Annotated in this window: 22 protein-coding genes and 2 pseudogenes; 2 read left to right on the top strand and 22 right to left on the bottom strand. The window is 39.6% G+C overall.

Going from position 1 to position 20,939, the window contains the following annotated elements; genetic code table 11:
• Positions 1 to 72: 72 nt before the first annotated feature.
• The 19 genes and pseudogenes from E5342_RS12275 to E5342_RS12185 all read right to left on the bottom strand — a co-directional run bounded on the left by E5342_RS12275 (position 73) and on the right by E5342_RS12185 (position 17,247).
• A complete protein-coding gene (locus tag E5342_RS12275) occupies positions 73 to 483 on the bottom strand; it encodes a type II toxin-antitoxin system VapC family toxin (protein WP_005859157.1) in 411 nt (136 codons plus the stop codon).
• On the bottom strand, positions 480 to 722 hold the full coding sequence (locus E5342_RS12270; RefSeq protein ID WP_005859159.1) for a hypothetical protein: 243 nt from the start codon (positions 720 to 722) through the stop codon (positions 480 to 482). Before E5342_RS12270 ends, E5342_RS12275 begins: the two co-directional genes overlap by 4 nt.
• A 408-nt stretch (positions 723 to 1,130) precedes the next feature.
• Complete coding sequence (locus E5342_RS12265) at positions 1,131 to 2,375, bottom strand: DegT/DnrJ/EryC1/StrS family aminotransferase (protein WP_121737052.1); 1,245 nt, start codon at positions 2,373 to 2,375, stop codon at positions 1,131 to 1,133.
• A gap of 14 nt (positions 2,376 to 2,389) precedes the next feature.
• Positions 2,390 to 2,980 (bottom strand): sugar transferase, encoded by a 591-nt coding sequence (locus E5342_RS12260; protein ID WP_135959476.1) that lies wholly within the window; start codon positions 2,978 to 2,980, stop codon positions 2,390 to 2,392.
• A 12-nt stretch (positions 2,981 to 2,992) separates the two neighbouring features.
• Complete coding sequence (locus E5342_RS12255; protein WP_135959475.1) at positions 2,993 to 3,802, bottom strand: hypothetical protein; 810 nt, start codon at positions 3,800 to 3,802, stop codon at positions 2,993 to 2,995.
• Entirely contained in the window at positions 3,792 to 4,784 is a 993-nt protein-coding gene (locus E5342_RS12250) for a glycosyltransferase family 2 protein (protein WP_310794191.1), read from the bottom strand. The genes E5342_RS12255 and E5342_RS12250 overlap by 11 nt, the downstream gene beginning before the upstream one ends.
• Complete coding sequence (locus tag E5342_RS12245; protein ID WP_121737055.1) at positions 4,784 to 6,064, bottom strand: nucleotide sugar dehydrogenase; 1,281 nt, start codon at positions 6,062 to 6,064, stop codon at positions 4,784 to 4,786. Before E5342_RS12245 ends, E5342_RS12250 begins: the two co-directional genes overlap by 1 nt.
• Before the next feature lie 18 nt (positions 6,065 to 6,082).
• Entirely contained in the window at positions 6,083 to 6,601 is a 519-nt protein-coding gene (locus E5342_RS12240; protein WP_121737056.1) for an acyltransferase, read from the bottom strand.
• Positions 6,598 to 7,848, bottom strand: coding sequence for a CDP-glycerol glycerophosphotransferase family protein (locus E5342_RS12235; RefSeq protein ID WP_135959474.1), 1,251 nt, complete (start codon positions 7,846 to 7,848; stop codon positions 6,598 to 6,600). Before E5342_RS12235 ends, E5342_RS12240 begins: the two co-directional genes overlap by 4 nt.
• A 1-nt stretch (position 7,849) precedes the next feature.
• Entirely contained in the window at positions 7,850 to 9,229 is a 1,380-nt protein-coding gene (locus E5342_RS12230; protein WP_121737058.1) for a bifunctional cytidylyltransferase/SDR family oxidoreductase, read from the bottom strand.
• 5 nt (positions 9,230 to 9,234) lie between these two features.
• Positions 9,235 to 10,119, bottom strand: coding sequence for a glycosyltransferase family 2 protein (locus E5342_RS12225; protein ID WP_121737059.1), 885 nt, complete (start codon positions 10,117 to 10,119; stop codon positions 9,235 to 9,237).
• Positions 10,112 to 10,846, bottom strand: a complete 735-nt coding sequence (locus E5342_RS12220; protein ID WP_135959473.1) for a hypothetical protein — start codon at positions 10,844 to 10,846, stop codon at positions 10,112 to 10,114. The genes E5342_RS12225 and E5342_RS12220 overlap by 8 nt, the downstream gene beginning before the upstream one ends.
• Positions 10,847 to 11,047: 201 nt before the next feature.
• Positions 11,048 to 12,259, bottom strand: a complete 1,212-nt coding sequence (locus E5342_RS12215; protein ID WP_135959472.1) for an O-antigen polymerase — start codon at positions 12,257 to 12,259, stop codon at positions 11,048 to 11,050.
• Between the two features lie 11 nt (positions 12,260 to 12,270).
• Complete coding sequence (locus E5342_RS12210; RefSeq protein WP_121737062.1) at positions 12,271 to 13,695, bottom strand: flippase; 1,425 nt, start codon at positions 13,693 to 13,695, stop codon at positions 12,271 to 12,273.
• A 208-nt stretch (positions 13,696 to 13,903) separates the two neighbouring features.
• A pseudogene (locus tag E5342_RS12205) lies at positions 13,904 to 14,152 on the bottom strand (IS66 family transposase); the annotation flags it as partial.
• 76 nt (positions 14,153 to 14,228) lie between these two features.
• A pseudogene (locus E5342_RS12200) lies at positions 14,229 to 14,454 on the bottom strand (AAA family ATPase); the annotation flags it as partial.
• An 84-nt stretch (positions 14,455 to 14,538) separates the two neighbouring features.
• Positions 14,539 to 16,473 carry a polysaccharide biosynthesis protein gene (locus tag E5342_RS12195; protein WP_135959471.1) on the bottom strand — a complete coding sequence of 645 codons (1,935 nt, stop codon included), beginning with the start codon at positions 16,471 to 16,473 and terminating at the stop codon, positions 14,539 to 14,541.
• Positions 16,470 to 16,706, bottom strand: coding sequence for a hypothetical protein (locus E5342_RS12190; protein WP_121737064.1), 237 nt, complete (start codon positions 16,704 to 16,706; stop codon positions 16,470 to 16,472). Before E5342_RS12190 ends, E5342_RS12195 begins: the two co-directional genes overlap by 4 nt.
• A gap of 106 nt (positions 16,707 to 16,812) precedes the next feature.
• Positions 16,813 to 17,247, bottom strand: coding sequence for a hypothetical protein (locus tag E5342_RS12185; RefSeq protein ID WP_121737065.1), 435 nt, complete (start codon positions 17,245 to 17,247; stop codon positions 16,813 to 16,815).
• A 167-nt stretch (positions 17,248 to 17,414) separates the two neighbouring features.
• Between E5342_RS12185 and E5342_RS20000 the strand changes: the two genes are divergently transcribed.
• Both E5342_RS20000 and E5342_RS12180 read left to right on the top strand, forming a co-directional pair.
• Positions 17,415 to 17,549, top strand: a complete 135-nt coding sequence (locus tag E5342_RS20000) for a hypothetical protein (RefSeq protein WP_259463446.1) — start codon at positions 17,415 to 17,417, stop codon at positions 17,547 to 17,549.
• A complete protein-coding gene (locus tag E5342_RS12180; RefSeq protein WP_012056091.1) occupies positions 17,546 to 17,956 on the top strand; it encodes an N-acetylmuramoyl-L-alanine amidase in 411 nt (136 codons plus the stop codon). The genes E5342_RS20000 and E5342_RS12180 overlap by 4 nt, the downstream gene beginning before the upstream one ends.
• On the opposite strand, the gene E5342_RS12175 is transcribed toward E5342_RS12180, so the two are convergent.
• The 3 genes from E5342_RS12175 to E5342_RS12165 form a co-directional block, all read right to left on the bottom strand.
• A complete protein-coding gene (locus E5342_RS12175; protein WP_121737066.1) occupies positions 17,953 to 18,342 on the bottom strand; it encodes a hypothetical protein in 390 nt (129 codons plus the stop codon). The genes E5342_RS12180 and E5342_RS12175 overlap by 4 nt on opposite strands.
• A gap of 13 nt (positions 18,343 to 18,355) precedes the next feature.
• The gene (nusG, locus tag E5342_RS12170; RefSeq protein ID WP_121737067.1) at positions 18,356 to 19,453 is read right to left on the bottom strand and encodes a transcription termination/antitermination protein NusG; all 1,098 of its coding nucleotides are present in this window, start codon (positions 19,451 to 19,453) and stop codon (positions 18,356 to 18,358) included.
• 461 nt (positions 19,454 to 19,914) lie between these two features.
• On the bottom strand, positions 19,915 to 20,847 hold the full coding sequence (locus tag E5342_RS12165) for a tyrosine-type recombinase/integrase (RefSeq protein WP_121736527.1): 933 nt from the start codon (positions 20,845 to 20,847) through the stop codon (positions 19,915 to 19,917).
• Positions 20,848 to 20,939 lie beyond the last annotated feature (92 nt).

Raw genomic sequence — 20,939 nt, 5'->3', positions numbered from 1 at the left:
CTAAATTTCAACAATTTCAAAGTACTCTTTCCGATTTTAATGGGACATCAATGTAGAGGAATAGATTATCAATTAAATCTTCGCTCTATCAATCCAATTCTCTATTTTAAGATGAGGAATACGTTCTAGGTGCTTTACATTTTCTGTAACTAAAATCAAATCATTTGCTACGGCAGAAGCTCCAATCAACAAATCAAAATCATCTATTAAAAGTCCTTGAGATCGCAATGTGCTTTTTAGTTCAGCGAACATAAGCAAAGAACCGTAAATTGGTAAAACTGTAAACTGCGAGATAAAAGATTCTACCTCTTTCAACATTTTATCCTTTCGATTTGAGCAAGTAGCTCCATATAGAAGTTCGGCAATAGTAATTTCAGAAATAAAGCAATATCGCTTCATTTTATCATCAATCTTCTCATTTAAATGAAATTTCCCTTTCATATAGAAGATACATATGTTGGTATCTAAAAGATAACGCCTCATTCGTCAAAAGATTCAATAGATCGCGTTCCCAAAACACGTGCTTTATTAATTTCAGCAATAATCTCTTCTGCACTTTTGTCATCATCCCAAGCGCCAAACGAATCTTGTATGGATGTCTCTTTCTTTTTACCCCTCAAAAGGCTCTCTGAAAGCTTACGAATGACACGCAACTTTATCTCATCGCTAAACGAAGACAATAAATTTATATAACTATCCGCTATTTTCACCGTTGTATCCATAATCTTTTTCTTTTACAGAAACAAATATAATCATTATTGATTATAATACAGTATTTAGTCTACTTTTTTTGCAAGCGTGAACCACCAATACAGCGTACCCAGTATTTATCAACAGGTTAACCATACCAGTTTTTCTGAACAAAATTCAGATTTCTTATTCTTTAACAATTAAGTGGCTGTTTGAGACGGCTTTGTTATCTCAGCATCCTTGCCGTCTCCATAACGACGAACATAGTCACATGGCAAGAACAAAGCGTCCACATTGTTCAACTTGCAACTTTCTACCAAACACAAAAAAAGGTGCATCAAAATGACACACCCTCCTCGTAACAAAAATAAAATCTTTATGATTAGCCTTTACTTAGGCCTACACAGAAAAACGAATTTAGCTCATGAAAGCTATTAAAATCAACGCTCAATCAAGCCCCTTATACCTCCAACGATATACTCAATATCCCGATCCGTCACATAGGGGCCGGAAGGCAAGCACAACCCGACCTTAAACAAAGATTCGCTCACCCCATTCACGTAAGCCGGACAATCCTTATAAACAGGTTGCTTATGCATCGGTTTCCACAAAGGACGGGACTCTATACCCATCGCATCAAGTCCCATACGCATCGCCTCGACATTGGCATTCGGCTCGCAATCCGTATGGGTGTTAACCGCCGCATGAGTCACACCGCCCGCACCACCAACAGCACCTTGTACCGTCGCTTGATAAGCATCCTCCTGCCCTTTAACCCTCAATAAAGGATCCAAGACAATCGTATTCAACCAATAATTACTATCAAAACGACCGGAAGGATTCTCATGCAAGGTGATCCCTCTCACATCCTTCAACAGCTCCCGATACAAATCACACGTACGCTTATGATGAGCCACATGAGCGTCAGCCACCGTCATCTGACCACGCCCGATACCCGCACAAATATTCGACATCCGATAATTATACCCGATCCGCTCATGCTGGTAATACGGATAAGCCTCCCGAGCCTGCGTAGCGTAGAACATGATCTCCCGCTTAGCCTCCCCGTCCGGACAAATCAACGCACCCCCGCCACTGGTCGTAATCATCTTATTCCCATTGAACGACAGCACCCCATATTCTCCAAACGTACCCAACATACGTCCATCATAGCGAGAGCCAAAACCCTCCGCCGCATCCTCAATGACCGGAATCCCATACCGATCAGCGACCGCCATAATCTCATCCACCTTATAAGGCATCCCATATAAGGCCACCGGTACAATCGCTTTCGGTGTTTTTCCCGTCTTCTCGATACGATCTTGAATCGCCTCTTCCAATAACACAGGGTCCATATTCCAAGTATCCGCCTCCGAATCCACAAACACAGGCGTAGCCCCCAAATAAGTGATCGGATGCGAGGAAGCACAGAAAGTAAAGCTCTGTACCAGCACCTCATCCCCCGGCTTCACGCCACAGGCAAGCAACGCCAAATGTACTGCGGCAGTACCGGCAGACAGAGCCACCACATGTTTACCTTCACCCACGAATTCCTCCAGATCTTTCTCAAATCCATTCACGTTCGGACCTAAAGGCACGACCCAGTTCGTATCAAAGGCTTCTTTGATATACATTTGTTCTTTGCCGCTCATGTGAGCAAGGCAAAGATAGATTCGTTTGTTCATGATTTATTTTATGATTAAAGATCCTTTCCAAGCACTGTATAAACAATTATTTTGACATCTTTCCCAAAAGACCAATGATCCATATAATCAATATTTATCCGCACTTTATCTGGAAACAGTACCTCATCATTATATTTCTGAGGGTTTTCCTGTTCTGCCAATAGCTCTTCTTCGTTCCGATATTTCAAACTAGCAGGGCCTGTTATTCCAGGTTTCAAGAGTAACATTCTCCTATCATCCCCTTCCAGCTTGTCCGCATAACCCGGTACATCCGGACGAGGTCCCACAAAACTCATGTCACCTATCAACACATTCCACAACTCCGGTAATTCATCCAGCTTGTATTTCCGCAATTTCACCCCCAAAGGAGTGATACGGCTCTCACCTTTCACAGAGACAGAACTTCCCGAATGGCTAACCGTCATCGAACGGAATTTGTACATGGTAAACAACCTCCCATACTGCCCCACCCTCTTCTGCTTGAAAATGATAGGACCTCCCGGCATCTTAATGCAAATCAGGAGAGCTACAAATAATAAGACTGGAGACAAAAAAAGCAGGCCGAATAGAGAGGATACTCGGTCAAAAAGAAATTTAAAAAACATAACGGAATACTATCAATACTTGTTTCTACGCATTGCTTCCATATTCAAAATCGCTTTTACTGATTGAACAGGAACTAACTTACGAAAAGGGAATAATATATTTACAGCTATTTTCATCCACCATTGATAAACAATCTGCAATTGGCAATAAGCTTTTCTAAAATGAAATTTCTCTATCAAAAAAGGCTGAATGCCTGAATGCTCTGTAATACTTCGAGCACCATCACTTACATATTTCAAACATAACTCCTGCAAATAATAACGGTTCATTTCATAAATAAGCCCATAATAAGGATAAGTGGAATTTCTTAAATAAGCAGGGTCGGCTTTCATTGTATTATACTCGCAGCAATCCTTATGAAGGGTATTAATAGCTAATGCAACCACTTTATGGGTTTTCTTTTCATATACACACCAAAAATCAACATTACCCGTTATTTCACTTTGTTGTATCCGGTTTCTAAAAGACTCCATAGTTATCGGAGAAGCTTTTACACGATAACTTTCTACAGCTGCTTGAAAAATGGGAAATCCTACCCGAAGCATTTCACTTGCAGGCACACGGTATACATCGTATGTCTTTAATGATTTCTTCACTTGATTTCTCATTTTTGAAGACAATTCTTCCATTCCTACAAAAGAATCCTTTATGACATACCAAAATGAAGTTTCATGTCCACAGTCCCAGCTATATACATTCCTTAACAAATACCCCCACATATTTAACAATTTTACACATTGATTCGTTGGCAGATTACAACTATAATGCGGAGGGCGTTTACTCAACCAGCAACCTTTATATAAAGCAAAGCTATCTTCCATTCTTCAAAACACTAATTATACCATTTAAAGATCCCCATCCATATGACACATGAAGGACAAAGAAACTAATCAATAAATAACCAAAGCTCAAACGTTTACTTATTGTCAACTTCATTCCGATGCCACCCAAGGTCAATAAATAAGCCAACAAAGAAACTATAGTAACAAAAACAAACGACGACCAAATCAAACTGCAAAACAAAGGAACTATCAATGAAAGAAGAAACAGCAGGGGGATAAAATGACGTAATGAAAGTGAACCCATTTGTTTTGTATAGTACACCGTCAATACGTTCCATTTCCCATTCCCGTAATTATTCTTCGCCAGTCCTTTAAATGTCTCACGAGCTAGATAAACACAATATGTATCAGGCACAATATAAATATGCCCTCCCCCTCGTACTATACGCTTGTTCAATTCTATATCCTGATTCCGGATCAGGCGTTCATCATACACTCCATATTTGTCAAAGACTTCTCTTTTCCAACAGCCAAAAGGAACCGTATCCACCTCCATCACTTTGTCAACTCCTAAACGAAAAGTTGAATTTCCGACACCGAACTTATTGCTTAAAACTTCCCTAATAGCTAAAGTTTTAGGTGTCTTATTAAGCACATCCGTTCTGCAAGCAGCCCCAACATTGTCAGCATCAATAGTTTCCAAAGCTTTCACTAATACCGAGAAATAATTTGCTGGATATTGCGCATGAGCATCCAAACGCATAATGACATCCCCTTTTGACACCCTTATCCCGATATTCATAGCTATCGGTACTATACGCTTTTCATTATTCAACAAATGGATAAAAGGGTATTGCCTTGCATAGTTTTCCACTATATCACGAGTGCCATCCTTGCTCATACCGTCCACAAACAGCACTTCCAAGCAATCCTTGGGATAATCTTGAAACAAAATAGACTGAATGCACACATCAATATATTTCGCTTCATTATATATAGGACAAATAACAGAAAGCATCATTACAGTCTTCCGTCTATTACTTCTCTATCCAACATACCTTTCACATCATAGATGACCCCGTTCTCATTTTTCAGGAACGATCGAATATCCTCTTTTTTAAAGGCATCATGAGCAACACCTAACACTACGGCATCAAATTGTCCACGTAGCTCTTCCAAAGAACAATCTGTCAAAGCAATGCCGTATTCATGGTTAACTTTAGCTGCATTTGCCCAAGGGTCATATACCGCAATATTTTCAGTATATTCAGACAATGTACTATAAATATCCACAATTTTTGTATTTCTGATATCCGGACAATTCTCTTTGAATGTAATACCAAGTAACAAGATTTTGGCATCTTTCACCAGTACGCCCTTTTTGTTCATTAATTTAATCACTTGGTTAGCCACATAATCCCCCATACCATCATTCAAACGACGAGCAGCCGACATAATACGTGGCAACACCCCGTAAACCTGCGCCTTCTGTATCAAATAATAAGGATCCACACTGATACAATGGCCACCCACCAAGCCGGGTTTTAATTTAATGAAGTTCCATTTAGAAGAAGCTGCTTCTATCACATCATTCGTATCTATTCCCATAGCATTGAATATCTTCGCCAATTCATTCATAAAGGCAATATTCACATCGCGCTGAGAGTTTTCAATGATCTTAGAGGCCTCCGCAACTTTAATACTAGGTGCTTTATGCGTACCATTCACTAAGATCGAATTATAGACCCCATCTACAATGTCTGCAACTTCAAGAGTTGACCCGGAAGTTACTTTTTTAATTTTTTCTACTGTATGCTCTTTATCGCCAGGATTGATGCGTTCCGGAGAATAACCTGCAAAGAAATCAACATTAAATTTCAAACCTGAAACTTTTTCTACAACTGGTAGACACTCTTCCTCTGTTACCCCCGGATAAACCGTAGATTCATAAACCACAATATCCCCCCTTGAAATTACTTTTCCAACAGTTTCACTAGCACCCCATAACGGCTTCAAATCCGGACGATTATTTACATCTACAGGGGTGGGAACTGCAACGACATAGAAATTGCAATCTTTAATATCTTCCAACTTTGTAGTACAGATAAAACCATGATTTTGAATAGCGTCTTGAAGCAATTCATCTGAAACCTCAAATGTAGCATCATGTCCTGCCATCAAAGCATCTACACGCGGTTGGCTCATGTCAAAACCCACTGTTTTATACTTCGTCGAGAAAAGGCGGGCTAAAGGAAGCCCTACGTAACCGAGACCGATTACGGCAATTTTAATCTGATCCATGAAATATTCTGCTAAAAGTTAAATTCTTTTTTTTGTAAATTTTGCAGGAATACCAGTATAAATAGCATCTTCACACAACTCCTGTAAATGTATTGTCAATACAGCACCTGCAGCCAATATAGAACGTGCTGGTAATACGGCACCTGGTAACACGACACAATGAGCTGCAATCCAACAGCCATCTTTAATTCTGACTTCTTTCTCTACAGATACACCGTAACGATATGAGCCATCCCCAAAAGTATGATTTCCAGTAGTTAGCAAACAACCTGGACCAAACATTACATTATTACCAATAATAGCTTTCCCATGAGCATATATAATATTCCCCATTGCCAGATAGACATTATTTCCAACTGTAAGTCCCTCAATAGAATTCAATGTTACGTTATGAGCTACTTGAAAATTACTTCCACATGAAGGCATTCCTAAACTATATAAAAATCCCCGGAATCTCATAATTAACGGAATGTCAGGAAAAAAAAACAGCATAGTTTTAATCAGCCAAGAATATAATAACAGTAAACGATGCTTCATACAGTCTTTATCTTGTTATATAGGAGATCTAATCTGTTTTTATCTGATTTACCCCAAAAAGCATGTAGTATACGTTTTTTATCTCTATCATCAATCTCTAGAACATCGTTTGATGCAATCACTGATAAAAAGTCAGTCATAGAATAAACTCTTTTTCCTGGGGTATATTCGTCGTAATCAAAGGCCAAATCATTACTATTTTCTACGAAACGTTCTTTATCAAATGGATATAATAAGATGCCTTTATTTAATAACAAGAAATCATAATATATGGATGAGTAATCTGTTATAAGGACATCAACAAAAGGAAGAAGAGGATAAATATCTAATCTCTTATCCAAAAAACAAATATTAGAAAACTCCTTTTCATTTACATTCTGCAATACTCTTACCGCTGGATGAAGTTTCAATATAAATAATCTATTCTGTTTTACTAAAATATCATTCAGCTTCTCAAAATCAAAATTAGCTTCACGTATAAAATCATCATTCAAGTTGCCTCGCCAAGTTGGCATATAAAGATATACTTTATCATAATGAGACAGTTTAGCAACCATTTTCCTCATTGACTTGGACTCATATTTATCAATAAATGAAAGAATTTCATTCTGAGATTTACACATATAATGACAACGGGGATAAATTGCATCAAAAATAACCTTATCATCCAAAGAAAACATTTGCTTAAAATGCTTATCCATCATATCGGAGGTAGACAAAAACAGAGTATTCTTTTCATACATGTGCGGAAGAAGTATTTTTGTTAAATAACTACTATTCTTCTTCGAAGCAAAATTGTTATCTTTTTTACCTCCATTTCCTCCTTTAATCCCAACGCCATGCCACAAGTTAATCTTGCGTACATTACCAGAACTAAAGAAGTTTATATCTTTAGAATGATATGTAAAAACATAGACATGAGCTGTTAATGAGTGATATAATCCTTTTAGCGAATACTTAAGATATGCCTCAAATCCCATTTTATGAATTCTTTCTACAGTATCTCTGGAGGATGTTATCCAAATGGGACGAATCTCGTCTTTCTGTTCATTAGCATATATAAATAAATATTTAGCGTTATCTGTAAATTCTACATTGGTTCCAAATAGCCATTTATTTCTATTACGAATACACAAAAAAGAGAAAACATATAAAGGGTATCCCAATACGACTTCTAGCAATCGACTTAAAAGATATCGTTTGCTACGCATCTTCAAAAAGGTATTTAGCAATTTTAATGGCTTCATTTTATATCAATTTTAGCTTTATGTCTATTACTTGCCCGGTTAAATCAGAGACTAAGAGTTTAGCTGTTGCTACTGCCACATCCATTGATTTCAACAAAGTATCCTCAGGTTCTATTCCAAAATTTTTGGTACGCATAGGAGTCTTTGTACGCTCCGGATTCACGCAATTCACACGAATGCCCAAACTTCCCCATTCTTCGGCTAAAGCCTGTACAAAATTTACAGTGGCACATTTCGTAGATGAATAGATACTATAATTCATGCGACCACGGGTATAAGAACTGGAAGTATAGAATACTAATTGCCCACAGCTCTTTTCAAGATAAGGATATGCCTCTTTAGCCACATGTACCATCCCCTTATAATTAATGTCTATAGTCTCCTCTATCTGCTCATAACTCATGTAAGCCAACGGTTCTTTATAAAGAACAGATGCCGTATCAATAACATAATCTATCCTATTCACCTCTTTGGCAACTGAAGAGAAAGCAGAACGCACACTATCCAAATCCTGAATATCTACATGGTTCATACTTCTGCTGAAACCATATACAACAGCTCCGCAATCGCAACATAAATTCATTAAGTCAAAACCTATGCCAGATGATGCACCGAAAAGAACAATTACTTTTCCCTGCAATTTTTCTTTTTCATCATCAGTTAGTGCGTGCTCTTGGAAGTTAGTCATTCGTAATTGAAACAACTTCTCTATCAAATAGAAATCCTCTTTATAAGTCAACTTCATATTGCTATCTTCCCCTTCTACCACATATATTTTTGTTTCAGGAAGATACTTCAACACCACACCACAATCGTCTGTTGTGATGAAATCGGGATCTTTTAATGCTTCATCATAAGCGGCTTTTATGGTGTTCAAACGGAATCCTTGAGGAGTTTGTCCTCTTCTTAACACCCGACGGGGGGGAATCCCCATAATTGTATTGTCACTGTCAACCTGTATAATCGTATCAGCCGAAGGAATTGCAACATCTACCGCTTCATAGATCTGCAAAGCAACAATCACTCGGTCTATTATTTGAGAACTTATCAAAGGACGAACTGCATCATGAAATATCAAATTACACTCTTCCCCATTTTCATAAGCTTTAATAGCAGATAAAGAAGAGAAATGTCTTTCCGCACCACTCATCAATATCTTCTTCACTTTAGAAAATTTGTTTTTTACAACATATTCCCCTATTTTATGATGATACGCCTCATTGGCGACAATGGCTATCTCATCAATAAGACTATGACGCTGAAATGTTGATATCGTATGTTCAATTACTGTGAGGCCTGCAACCTTCAAAAATTGTTTGGGGATTCCTGCGTTCAAACGACTACCAATACCACCAGCTAAAATTATGGCTATATTCTTCATGCCTTCTATTTTACCAAATATTGTTTATACTTAAATATGCTAGTAATATACTCCCATTCTTTTCTGATATCTTTAATATTCAGCAACAGAGGAGCTTTTAAAAGGAAATAGGCTATCTGAAAAAAGAAAAATCCTACATAGCTATGCTCCTTTTGTATACAATACATCAAAGAAGCGGTATTGTATACTCGTGAAAATTGTGATGTAGAACTAGATTTCACAAAATGAATAATTTCCGGTCCTGGAATAAGATAGGAATGATAGCCAGCATCGTAAAGGCGTTTACACAACTCCACATCTTCAAAATACATAAAGATGTGTTTGCTAAACATCCCTATTTGTTCAAACAGTTCTTTCCTAATAAATAAATCTGCTCCTATCACGTAGTCTACTTTGCGGGAAGTATTCGATAGTGGGATTTCCTCGTTGGAAGGAACCAAAAAAAGTCTTTTTACTCCCATCATAAGATATTTTCTCATCGAATAAAAATTGCCACCGCTTTTAGTGTAAATACCATTACCATCTTTCAAATAAGTACCTAATGCACCTAAATTTTCTCTTGCATGAAGAAATTCCAAGAAATAGGGAAAAGGATCATTTCTTAATACCGTATCTGAATTCAATAAAAACAGATATTGTCCAGAGGCATGCTTTGTTCCCCAATTATTGGCCCGTCCAAAGCCTAAATTATAATCACTCGCAACTAATTTAACAGACGATTCGTATCTTCTTTTTATTTCAACTACTGAATTATCTGAAGAAGCATTATCCACCAAAATAACCTCAAATTTACAAGAGTGAACGTTCTGAAAAATTGAATCTATACACGCACATGTCAAAGCGCATGTATTATAGTTTACTATAATTATGGATACTAATATATCATTCATCTTTTAAGAAAAATTGGTACAATCCTTTAGGAGCACAAGAAATTATTAGAGATTTACCCCAAAATGCACCTCCTTCTGGCTCATTATTCAAAATATCCTGTACATCTATTATTCTTTTTATTTTTTTCTCCTTTAAATCTATTATAACAATAGCCTTTTCTTTACCATATTGGACCTGACTATCAGCAGACGCACCTGATGGCAAATAAAGAGTATGATTATGTATTACCCCTCCTTGCAAAATATGAGGAAAAAAAACTTCAAAAGAATCTTCTATATCAACATCACTCAATATTACTTGTGGGATATTAATAGACGGTAAGTTAAATTTTACAATTTGAGTAGCGAATCCATTCCGTTCTTTATTAAATGGATATAACTGAGTAACAGCATAAATATGGTTAGTTTCTCTGTCTACAATCCAATCATGTACTGCTTGAGGTTTATTTTCTATCCGAAATTGTATTATCTGAATTAAACGAGATCCATATTCTGTAATATTCTCTACATAACATCTATGTGGAGCTTCACATTCAGAAATATATAATGCAGGAAATTTATTATTATCTTTTGGATACTCAACACCAAAACAAGCATTGTTTGCATGATTTTTTGCATGAGCAGATGCTAATATTAAGGAGGCTACAAACAAATCTTTTCTCATATCATAAATTCTACATAGTCCTGTATTAGTCAGCAGAAAAGCATATTGTTCATAGATCGCCATTCCTTGTCCCCATTTCTTTTGATAATTGGTTTCTACAGGAAGGTATTTTACATTTTGCGAAGCTTTACAAGTACAAAATAGAAATAATGAAATAATAAAAAAGGTACTTAGGAAATACACTTTCACTATTCTGAATAACATATCAAACAAAACCGGACGTTAACGATACTTATTATCATTGGCTATTTCAATGCAATTTTCTTAAATTCTATTCTTACATGTATTCTTACTAAAAAACAGAAACAATGCAAATAGAATCGTTTGAAATGTCACCCAAAAGTATTGAAAAAAGAAATCTGCAAAAAATTGGAATACAAGCATATAAAAGAAAGAAGAATAAATAACCAATGCGACTTTATATCCTTTTTCCATCCCTTTCCAAATTCCTCCCCAGAAAGTACCTAATAATATAGAAAATACTATTATTCCCCAATACCCCCAATCAACATAATAACTAAACATTATTGTATAGACGTTTACTGGTAGTGGAGTGTATGTCCAATTATGCAAATTAAAAGGATCTGGATTCCCTTCCACAGAGAAACCTAATGTCTGTAAAAAGGGAATAATGAACCTTAAAGTATATTCCCCATGAAAATCTGAGATATAATCAATATGGGTGTTTAGTACATTATCAAAAGCTGGCAATGGTGCTAAAAAATAAACAGATATAAATTTCACAAAATCAAATTCATAACCATCGCCTGCTCTAAGCAAATGAACTGTTAACATCAATCCTAAAAAACAAACCAAATAAACAAAGAATTTTCTTTTAGAAAGCGTATTATTATAAGATGAAATAGCCAAAAAAGCTAATAGTAACTGCGCCATAGCATATTTATTACTTCGCATCACAAAAAACAATAAAACTAAACATGCATATATAATAACAAATAGATTTTTTTTCTTTCCTACATACAATAAACTTATCAAGACTGCTACACTTTGCCCCACTACAGCCATTGCAAAAGTTACATACATCGGATACTGGAAATCATCTTCCCCTTCCATTGCTAAAACACTTGATTCACGTATGCCTCTAAATATATTATCAGAATTATAATAATTTCCTTTTATATATAAACCATAAATTGCAATTAATAAACTAATAATAAATATAGGAAGTAGAACCTTCATTGCACTATTATATCTTTCATAACGCCAATTAACAAATATAGGGAAACGTACATAACAAATAGCAAGTGAAGAAAAGCAAAAACCAATATTCCATAGTAATAATACTCCATATAATTTATCAGATAAAGCATATAAACCATGGTCTACTGTTTGATAAATCAATAGAATACAAAACCACAAAAAACTTGTTATAAAAGCTGGATGTGATATTGTTTTAAAAATCCCATATGTTGCGCAAGCTAACAACAGCAATATTATAATTACTACAAAAGACATACTTGAAGTTACTACATTTTCCTTAAATAAAGCAGAAAGCACAAACCATATAAGATTCCATAAGAGAATATCGCAAGGCACATTTCCAATAAAGACAAAATGTCTCCTAATACAATTACCAACAGTACATAAATAGACGTACAGATAGCAATGATTTTAAAAAGATAGTGTAATAACCATCTTAAGGAATAGATTGAACGTAAATAGTATAGTAACAATATATGTACTACCATCTCGGTTGCTAACAGACTGATAGCAGCTCCTATAGCTCCATAGTGGGGCATTAGTAAAATATTTAAAACTAAACTAACCAATGCCCCTATGGCGACACAATTCAAGAATGTCTTCATTTTATTCAGACTTACATAAATTACATACAAACTGAGGCCGGATGTAATCAAAGTAGGTGCAACTATTTTTATAACCATGTCAGCACCTTCAAATGTTTCAGAAAAAAATATATCGCACAATGGTAATGCTACTAACTCTAATAAAAAAAAGGCAGGAACACTGATTAATAATGAATATCTAAATAAATCCTTCGTTTTATTCTGATATTCCTGCTTCGACTGATTATGATGTAAATAGGCTAATCGGGGCATCATTACAGTCCCCAAAATTCCTATAAAAGTAATGCCAATGCGTACTAACCTATTGGGATAATCGTAAATTGCAACTTCGTCTATACTTGACAGATACCCCAGCATGACTTTATTTAAAGAGAGATACAAGGAGGTAAAAACACTTGGAATAAAAACGGATATCGCAGGATTAAATATATTTTTCAGAGAGAGAGTCAATGATGAAAATCGAGGAACAATCTCCAATTTATCCAACTCTAACCAAAAAACAACATTACTAATTAATAAAACCCCTTGCTGAATGATAATAAACAGAGATAAATCTTCGTGTTGCTTTACAAAAAGAAAAATGAGTAAAGTGCCTACAAATTTAATTACTAAATTGCGAACAGCAATTAGATCAAATCTTTCCATCCCGGTATATGCCCATGAAAGATCTGTCATAGAGGTAAGAATGATGATATTAAACAAGAAATATATATAATCTCCTTGAAAAATCACCCAACTATTGTATAAAAGAATAGCTATTACATTGAAAAAGAATTGATAAGTTACACATTCGGCAAATTTCTGTTGCTTTCTATTTTTATCATCCCTACATTCGGCTATTACTTTAGCACCATAAATTGTGATTCCTAAATTCCCTAACAATACGAAATAACCAACAATAGCCTGCCCAAACGAATTGATACCGAGTGCATCTTTGCCCAATATTCGAGTAATATAGGGCATTAACAGTAGATTCAACAATATACTTGAAGTCTGGACTGCACCATTATAAAAAACATTATTTAGAATACGAGCTTTTGCCAATGTACCGTAAACACTCAATTGTAAACCACCGTAAGCGGTCATTTTAGACCCGTAGCGATTAAAAACAAAAGATATTTATAATTTTTTAGAAAATTCCGTTCAAGATCCCAACAATAACGGTAACCGGTTGCCATTTGTGTAGCAGCAGGTTGACCAGTTATTAATACTCAATTTAGAGCATATCCTTTTTATAAGGCACCAGAACGGGGAGCCTTGTAAAAAAATGTCATCAAATTCGATTGGTTTTTAACTATTGGCATACAGCCAAGTCTATATTTTGAGGTGCCTGACTCAAAATATATCTGCAACCGTTAAGAATTCCGGTAAAAAATTTGCCAAGATAATCCCATGCGGATCTGCCTTGCAGTTCCACTGTGCTGATTATGCTATGATATACGGTGACAATCTCCGCTCTCTCGTCACTTCCGAAGCGCAGGGAGTTCTTTCGTTTAGTCGTAAAGGAACGGACTACCCTCTCCGCCAGATTATTCGAGATCGGATAACGACCGTCACTTTATATATAAGTGAAAGCCTCCTTCCAAAGCTTGTGAAGATAAGTCAGGGCCTCCCGCATACTCGATAGCCAAACTCTCAAACAAATCCTTTCGCCTCTCGAAATAACTATGGAGCGAAAAGTGAGCTACGACTTTCCGAAACGGTGGGGACGCTTAAGAATATATAACCAGACGCACCATGTGTCATTCTGCACACCAATTCCGTCTTATCTACATACACATAATTCCCCTCTTTCAATTTAGAGAATGTCTGCATCCCTATCGGATATAATCGCCGTCCTTCCATCTTCGTCTCTGTTTATTGGTTCGTCAAGACAAATATAACGAAATTCCTTGCTACCGAAAATATTTCTCCTGAAAATATTCCCCCTTAATCCAACTCCTCAAACCGGGAGTTCTGGCTCTTGAACTCAGGCACGAAGGCTTTCATCTCCTTTACCATCGGGAGGATCTGGACACGGAGAGACAATTCGGTTAATACATTAATATGTTCTACTACGTCCTTATAGTCGTACTTGCGTACAGCTGCCACCCGAATCTTCTCGTGAGGGGTCTCTTTCGTGTTCTCCTTGTTATTCAGTAGCTCTTCATACAATTTCTCGCCGGGACGAAGGCCAGTGTACTTGATCTCAATGTCCTTGTTTACCTGCAATCCGGACAGTTCAATCATGCGCTTCGCCAAATCCGCAATCTTCACCGGCTCTCCCATATCGAAGATAAAGATCTCACCGCCCTTGCCCATTGTACCGGCCTCTAATACCAGACGACAAGCCTCTGGAATGGTCATGAAGTAACGGATGATATCGGGATGGGTGACCGTCACTGGACCTCCCTGAGCGATTTGTTCCCGGAAACGGGGGATAACCGAACCGTTGCTACCCAATACGTTTCCAAAACGGGTCGTAATGAAACGCGTCTCGCCTTTCACCTCTCCTCGCTCGATCGCAAGGCTCAGACTCTGTACATAGATTTCGGCCAAGCGCTTGCTACAGCCCATGATGTTCGTGGGGTTCACCGCCTTATCCGTACTGATCATCACGAACCTCTCCACACCATAGCTTACGGCGGCATCCGCCATCACACGGGTACCGAACACGTTTGTATGGATCGCCTCGCAGGGGTTCTCTTCCATCAAGGGGACATGCTTGTAGGCCGCCGCGTGGAACACCACTTGGGGGTGCCAGTTGCGGAACACATAATCCACACGGTCCGGGCTGCGGACATCGCCGATCACCGGGACAAAGTTCAGTTCCTTGTATTTCTCTTCCAATTCCAGACGGAGATTATGCATCGGAGTCTCGGCGGAGTCGAAACAAACCAATTTCTTGATCGGGAAATGAGCCAGCTGACGACAGATCTCGCTGCCGATACTACCGGCGGCTCCCGTGACAAGCACGGTCTTCCCCTCCAACAGATTGCCGATCTCATCCAGGTTGATATGGATCTCATCACGACCCAGCAAATCCTCGATACGGATCTCCCGGACCGAACGTTTCGCCTCACCCCCACGTAGCTCCTCCATCTCCGGGACTACCAACGTTTTCAAGGAGGCCTGCTCGCAATAACGGATCAGGCGGTCACGCTCCTGCTGAACCACCTTTATATTCGGGAAAAGGATTCCGTCCAAGTTGTTGCGAGGGATCAAGCGATACAGATCCTCCACGTTCTCGATCCGGTAGACCGGCAACTCCGCGATACGGATGCTTTTCTTGGAACCGCCAAAGGAAAGGAAGCCCATAATGCTATAATTCTGCATGAATACCTGACGGTTAGCCGATGTGGCGATCATCACGCTTTCCTCCTCCGTGCCAAAGACCAGTACACGCTTGCGTTTCTTGCCGAGTTGCAGGAGGACGCTGTTATAGACATTGATCACGAAGACACGCAATGTGACCAACATCACGAACGTCAACGTACCGTCCATGATTCCACCCAGCCAATAGATAGAGGGACTGAAGCGAGCCTTTAGCAACCAAAGCAACCAGAACATCAAGATCGCTTTGGCTATCGCCGCACCACCGATCCGCCACAAGCCACGCAGCGTGGAATGGCGAATGACCCCATGATATGCCTTGAACAGCAAGAACGAAACGATACTGGCCACAAACGAGGAGAGGCCCACTTTCAGCACATCCGGCTCTCCGATACGTATACGCAGAATGGAGAACATTCCCAATACGCCCAGCAACGACACGGAGAGCGAGACGAAAAGATCCGCGCTAAAAATGACCCAACGGTTGATATACCGCAAATTCACCAGACGGCCTAAGGCCAACCGCCATCTGCCCTTATGAAAATCCATCATTTGTATTTTGTTTGTTTTATATTCAGTGTCCTAACTTTTCCCAACGGGGGTGCCTGTGACTCGTGGCGTCCCGAAGCGGCGGGCGTAATACAACTTTCCGTCCGTAAAATCATACCATTGCACTGATGGATGATTTGGATAGCATGAGTGGCATTGGGCAAGATCTGCACATAGCCACCATAGATATGGAAGACGGAACGTGCTTGTTCCGCCCGCCCATGTGTTTCTGTCATATCGTAATTTTTTCAATAAGGTTATTTATTCCAAAGTATCTTAGGTGTGTCGACCAAGTATCTTAAGTGAATCGGCAAAGTATCTTAGGTGCATGACGAAAGTCACCTAAGATACTTTTTTAGGTCTTCTCGCCCATGCGTCATTGATACGGGCACGGATGTTATCAATAGACCGGCCGCTCGTAATCCCCGGAGTAAGCGGCAGGAGTAGCCTGATAAAGCTCTCACGTACCATCAGCTCCTTGCTGACCCCCGTCCTGTTCTCTACCATGCTGACCACTACCAACGCCAGTTCCGAAGCCGTGATACAACCAGACAGCCGAGTCAGGTACACCCCCAACTCCTCTACATTATTTATATAGGCAGACAAACGCTTGGCCTCCGGTGAGAGTTCCTGTCTGCTCAACGCCCCTTCCCTGAAAACATCCCGGGAGATATCCGCTCCGTAGAAATGCTGGACGGCTTGCGTGGCATTAGGCAGTATCTGTTGGGTACCGCCATAGATATTTATCACCACATTTTTATCTTCCTTCATTTCCATGTCTTACCGTCTTATTGGACGCATTTTACTTGATTATATCCTCGGTTAATCAACCAACAATCAGCCACCAGTCAACCGATATCAATCGATTTGCATTCACCCGATCTCCGATGCTATCTTCGCATTGTCAGCTATTATTCAGCACATATAACACCAATGTATCTTATATGAAATTATTAATCATTTATTTAACAACAGGTATGAAAACAAACTGGAAAAAGCTATTACTCTACATCATCCGTATTGTCGAACTGGTCATCACCGGTGCCGCCGGTGGAGCCGCTAGCGGTTGGATCGGATGAGAACCATCACGCTGATTATCGTGCATTGCTCTGCCAATAGGCAGGGCAGCACTTTACGGATGATGGACATCGACCATCTGCATCGCTCTCTCGGCTGGAAAGGCTGCGGATATCACTTTGTCATCCCGACCGATGGTACGATCGAGACCGGTAGGCCCCTTGAACAAGTGGGCGCTCACTGTAAGAACCACAATCGGTACAGTATCGGGGTTTGCTATATCGGAGGACTCGCCAACGATGGAAAGACTCCCATGGATACCCGAACGGAAGCCCAACGAGAAGCCCTACAGGGTTTGCTTCGTGAATTGCATCAGCGATTCCCCAAAGCCCTAATCGTGGGACATCAAGACTTGGACCCATCGAAATCCTGTCCCTGTTTTAATGTCGTGAACGAGTTTTCCGATTAGTTTAACGCAGGGAGTCCCTTCACCTCCCTCGTATGCCACGCTTGGTAGGCGGGAGCGGAGAGTTCTGGTACAGTTAATAACTTGTAATCCGCCCCGTTCTGCTTAGCTATATGTTTTCGTTCATACAAACGAAGGGAACGATCCGTTACGGAAACCATGACAACCGGAAAAGGATAAGCGTACAGGCGCATCGGCGTAATCTCACTATCCGGAAAGGCACGACGCAATTGATAAGCGGAACGTTCGAACGCAACCCAATAAGATCCCGTACAATATAAATGGATCGAGGCCTGATTCGTACACTCACGATCCATGATCTCTCTCAAATGCTCTTTCAGCAATAGCATCAAACGGATACCGGAGGGAGTTTCGCTTTCCTTTCTCATGACAGTCTACTATTTAATGTTTTAGCCAAATATCGTAATCGTGTAAACGCTGTATCAACAAGGCTTTGCTTCTTTTAGGCGAAGGATCATCACGCCAGGGATCTACCAGCTCATGCGCCATACGGTAATACAGGTTGCTATTCGTGCAGCCGTAAAGCGTGACGAGCAGTAAGGCACGAGAATTCACTGCCTTAACCAATGGAAGCATATTACGTAGGGTGGAATGCAAGCGTTCAAACTCCTCTTCCTGCTCCAACAGCTTATAGGCCGGAAGGAGTAATGAGTAAACCTTACAACGCATCACGTCGGTCTCCACACGAAGGGAAGCATAGCCCTTCAGCACCTCACGAACCAGAAGCTCGTCTTCCTTTCCCAATTTGCCCGAGAGATAATAACGCCCCAACGCCTTGTGCATACCTTCCGATAAACGATCGTTATCCAAATGGGTATAAACGTGCTTGCCTTTCGTATTCAACTCGACCAGCTCATACTCGCCTTGCCTTACCTCAAATAGAGGAACCCACATACAATCAAGGATACGTACCATGACATCCTTATGACCTCCACCCGGTTGTACCACCACCTCAGCCTCCATCCCCATGAAAGAACCCGAGGTGATACGTACACGGTCACCTTTCAGCAAGCGACCGCTATCCGGTACGTACACCGGAAGCTCATTGGAATAAGATTCTGCCATCCAACGTAAGGTCTCCATCTCACGATCCGACAGGTAAGGGAAATAAGAGTGTTCGCCCACGGAAACCCGAGGAAGAAGATTATACAAGGGCATGATACGTTTCAAACGGAAAATCTCATTCTCCGAAGCATGAATAAACACATAGTTGTACAAAAGAGGCTTCCTCGTATTGACCATCTTGCCTCCCACCTTACGAGCTTCGACATATGAGGGAGCAAAGTACTCGAACAAGGGTTCCCCACAACGTTTACGACGAGAAAGCTCGGCATCTAATCCTTTTGACGAATAGATCCTGTCACGTCCCCCAACGGCAGTAGGAAGTGTCAGTACGTACCAGCGTACAGCCTCCTGACTACGGCGATTGCGTATATGCATCATAGCTCTATCTGAGCTATTACTTGTCACGATATCCATTGAGGAAGATAATTCAGGGCCTTATCAAGACACCTCTATAATATCCTGATAAACAAACAATTATATAAAAACAAAAAGGAATTACTGAAAATTTGCATCCCTTCAATATTCATGCTACTTGGCGAGTAGCCTTAACAAGAGGAGTTTAGTTGTAGAGACGGAGCATGCTCCGTCTCATTCCCTCAAAATGGTATTTTAAGTTACTATTAGGCGGTGGGAGATGGAGCATGCTCTGTCTCTACATGATATATGTAGAATTTACTTCGGATAACGCAATGATTTCGGAAACACGAAGCCATTTCGTTTCTATTGCCATGTCTATACATCAGAAATAAGAACGAAGATTTAAAGAGAATCAAGGTTGAAACACAAACAAAGCCTAATTTTTGCTTGTGTTATGCTATTTTTTACTACATTTGCAGCATAAAATGAACGCTACTCGCCAAGTAGCGTACTTTTTTTCACCCTACTTTCGGCGCATAATTATACACACTCTCGAAACAAAGTTTGTTTACAGTCGAGAGTTTTTCCAAAGAGAAACTCTTCAAATATATTTGCGTAGTCTTGATGGATTTATGCCCTAACAGTTCACTGATCATTTCAATCGGTACGTTTTGCTCCTTCAAGGTCGTGGCGAAAGAGTGACGAATCGTGTATGAGGTAACCCGAGTACGAATACCGATGGATTCCGACAGTGTTTTCAATCTGCGGTTAAAACCTCCTAATACGGTATTATATTCCTTGTAGGCATCCTCACCGGTCTTCATTCCCTTCAAAAACGGAAATAGATAGGGCGAATCCTCGATTGTATCGGCTGCCAACTCATTCAGTAGTCGTTGCGCCTCTGCTGGGATCTCCACCTGTATAAGGGATCCGCTTTTCTGCCTATAATAAGACAAGATCCCTTCCTTGATATCCTCCTTTCGCAAATGCGCCAAATCTACGAAAGCCATCCCGCAAAACAAAAACATCAAGCAAAAGGCTGATTGGGTCCTTTTCTGTTGCGGATCCGTCACCGGACTTGTCATCAGCAAACGCAAGCTTTCCGAAGGCAACGCCTTTTTACGTTTACTCTCAACTCCTGTAAACACATGCTTAAACAAATGAGGAATATAGGTAGCCTCACCCACCTCTACGGCTAAATTATAGATATGACGAATCCGACGCATATAAGTAGATACCGTGTTACGAGAACATCCCTTGGCCAACAACCAAGATTGATAACGCAAAAGTGTATCCCGATTAATATACGCATAAGGAATCTCTTCCCGGCCACAAAAACATTTAAACGACCTCAACGCATCTTGATAACTCTTCGCCGTGGAATAACGCTTTTTCTCACGTAGGTTGGTGATATACGTAAGTACACCCACTACAAAATCATTTTCATTCATACTTTATCTCCTTAAGAATTAACACATAAAAAAAAATCCTCTATCTCTCCGTTAACACGGGAAAGATAGAGGATCTTCATAAAATCCTTAAA

This window comes from Parabacteroides distasonis, from assembly GCF_004793765.1.
GTDB classification, from domain to species: Bacteria; Bacteroidota; Bacteroidia; order Bacteroidales; family Tannerellaceae; genus Parabacteroides; species Parabacteroides distasonis_A.
Note: the sequence above shows the minus strand (reverse complement) of the source record. Positions and strands in the feature narration are given on the sequence as shown.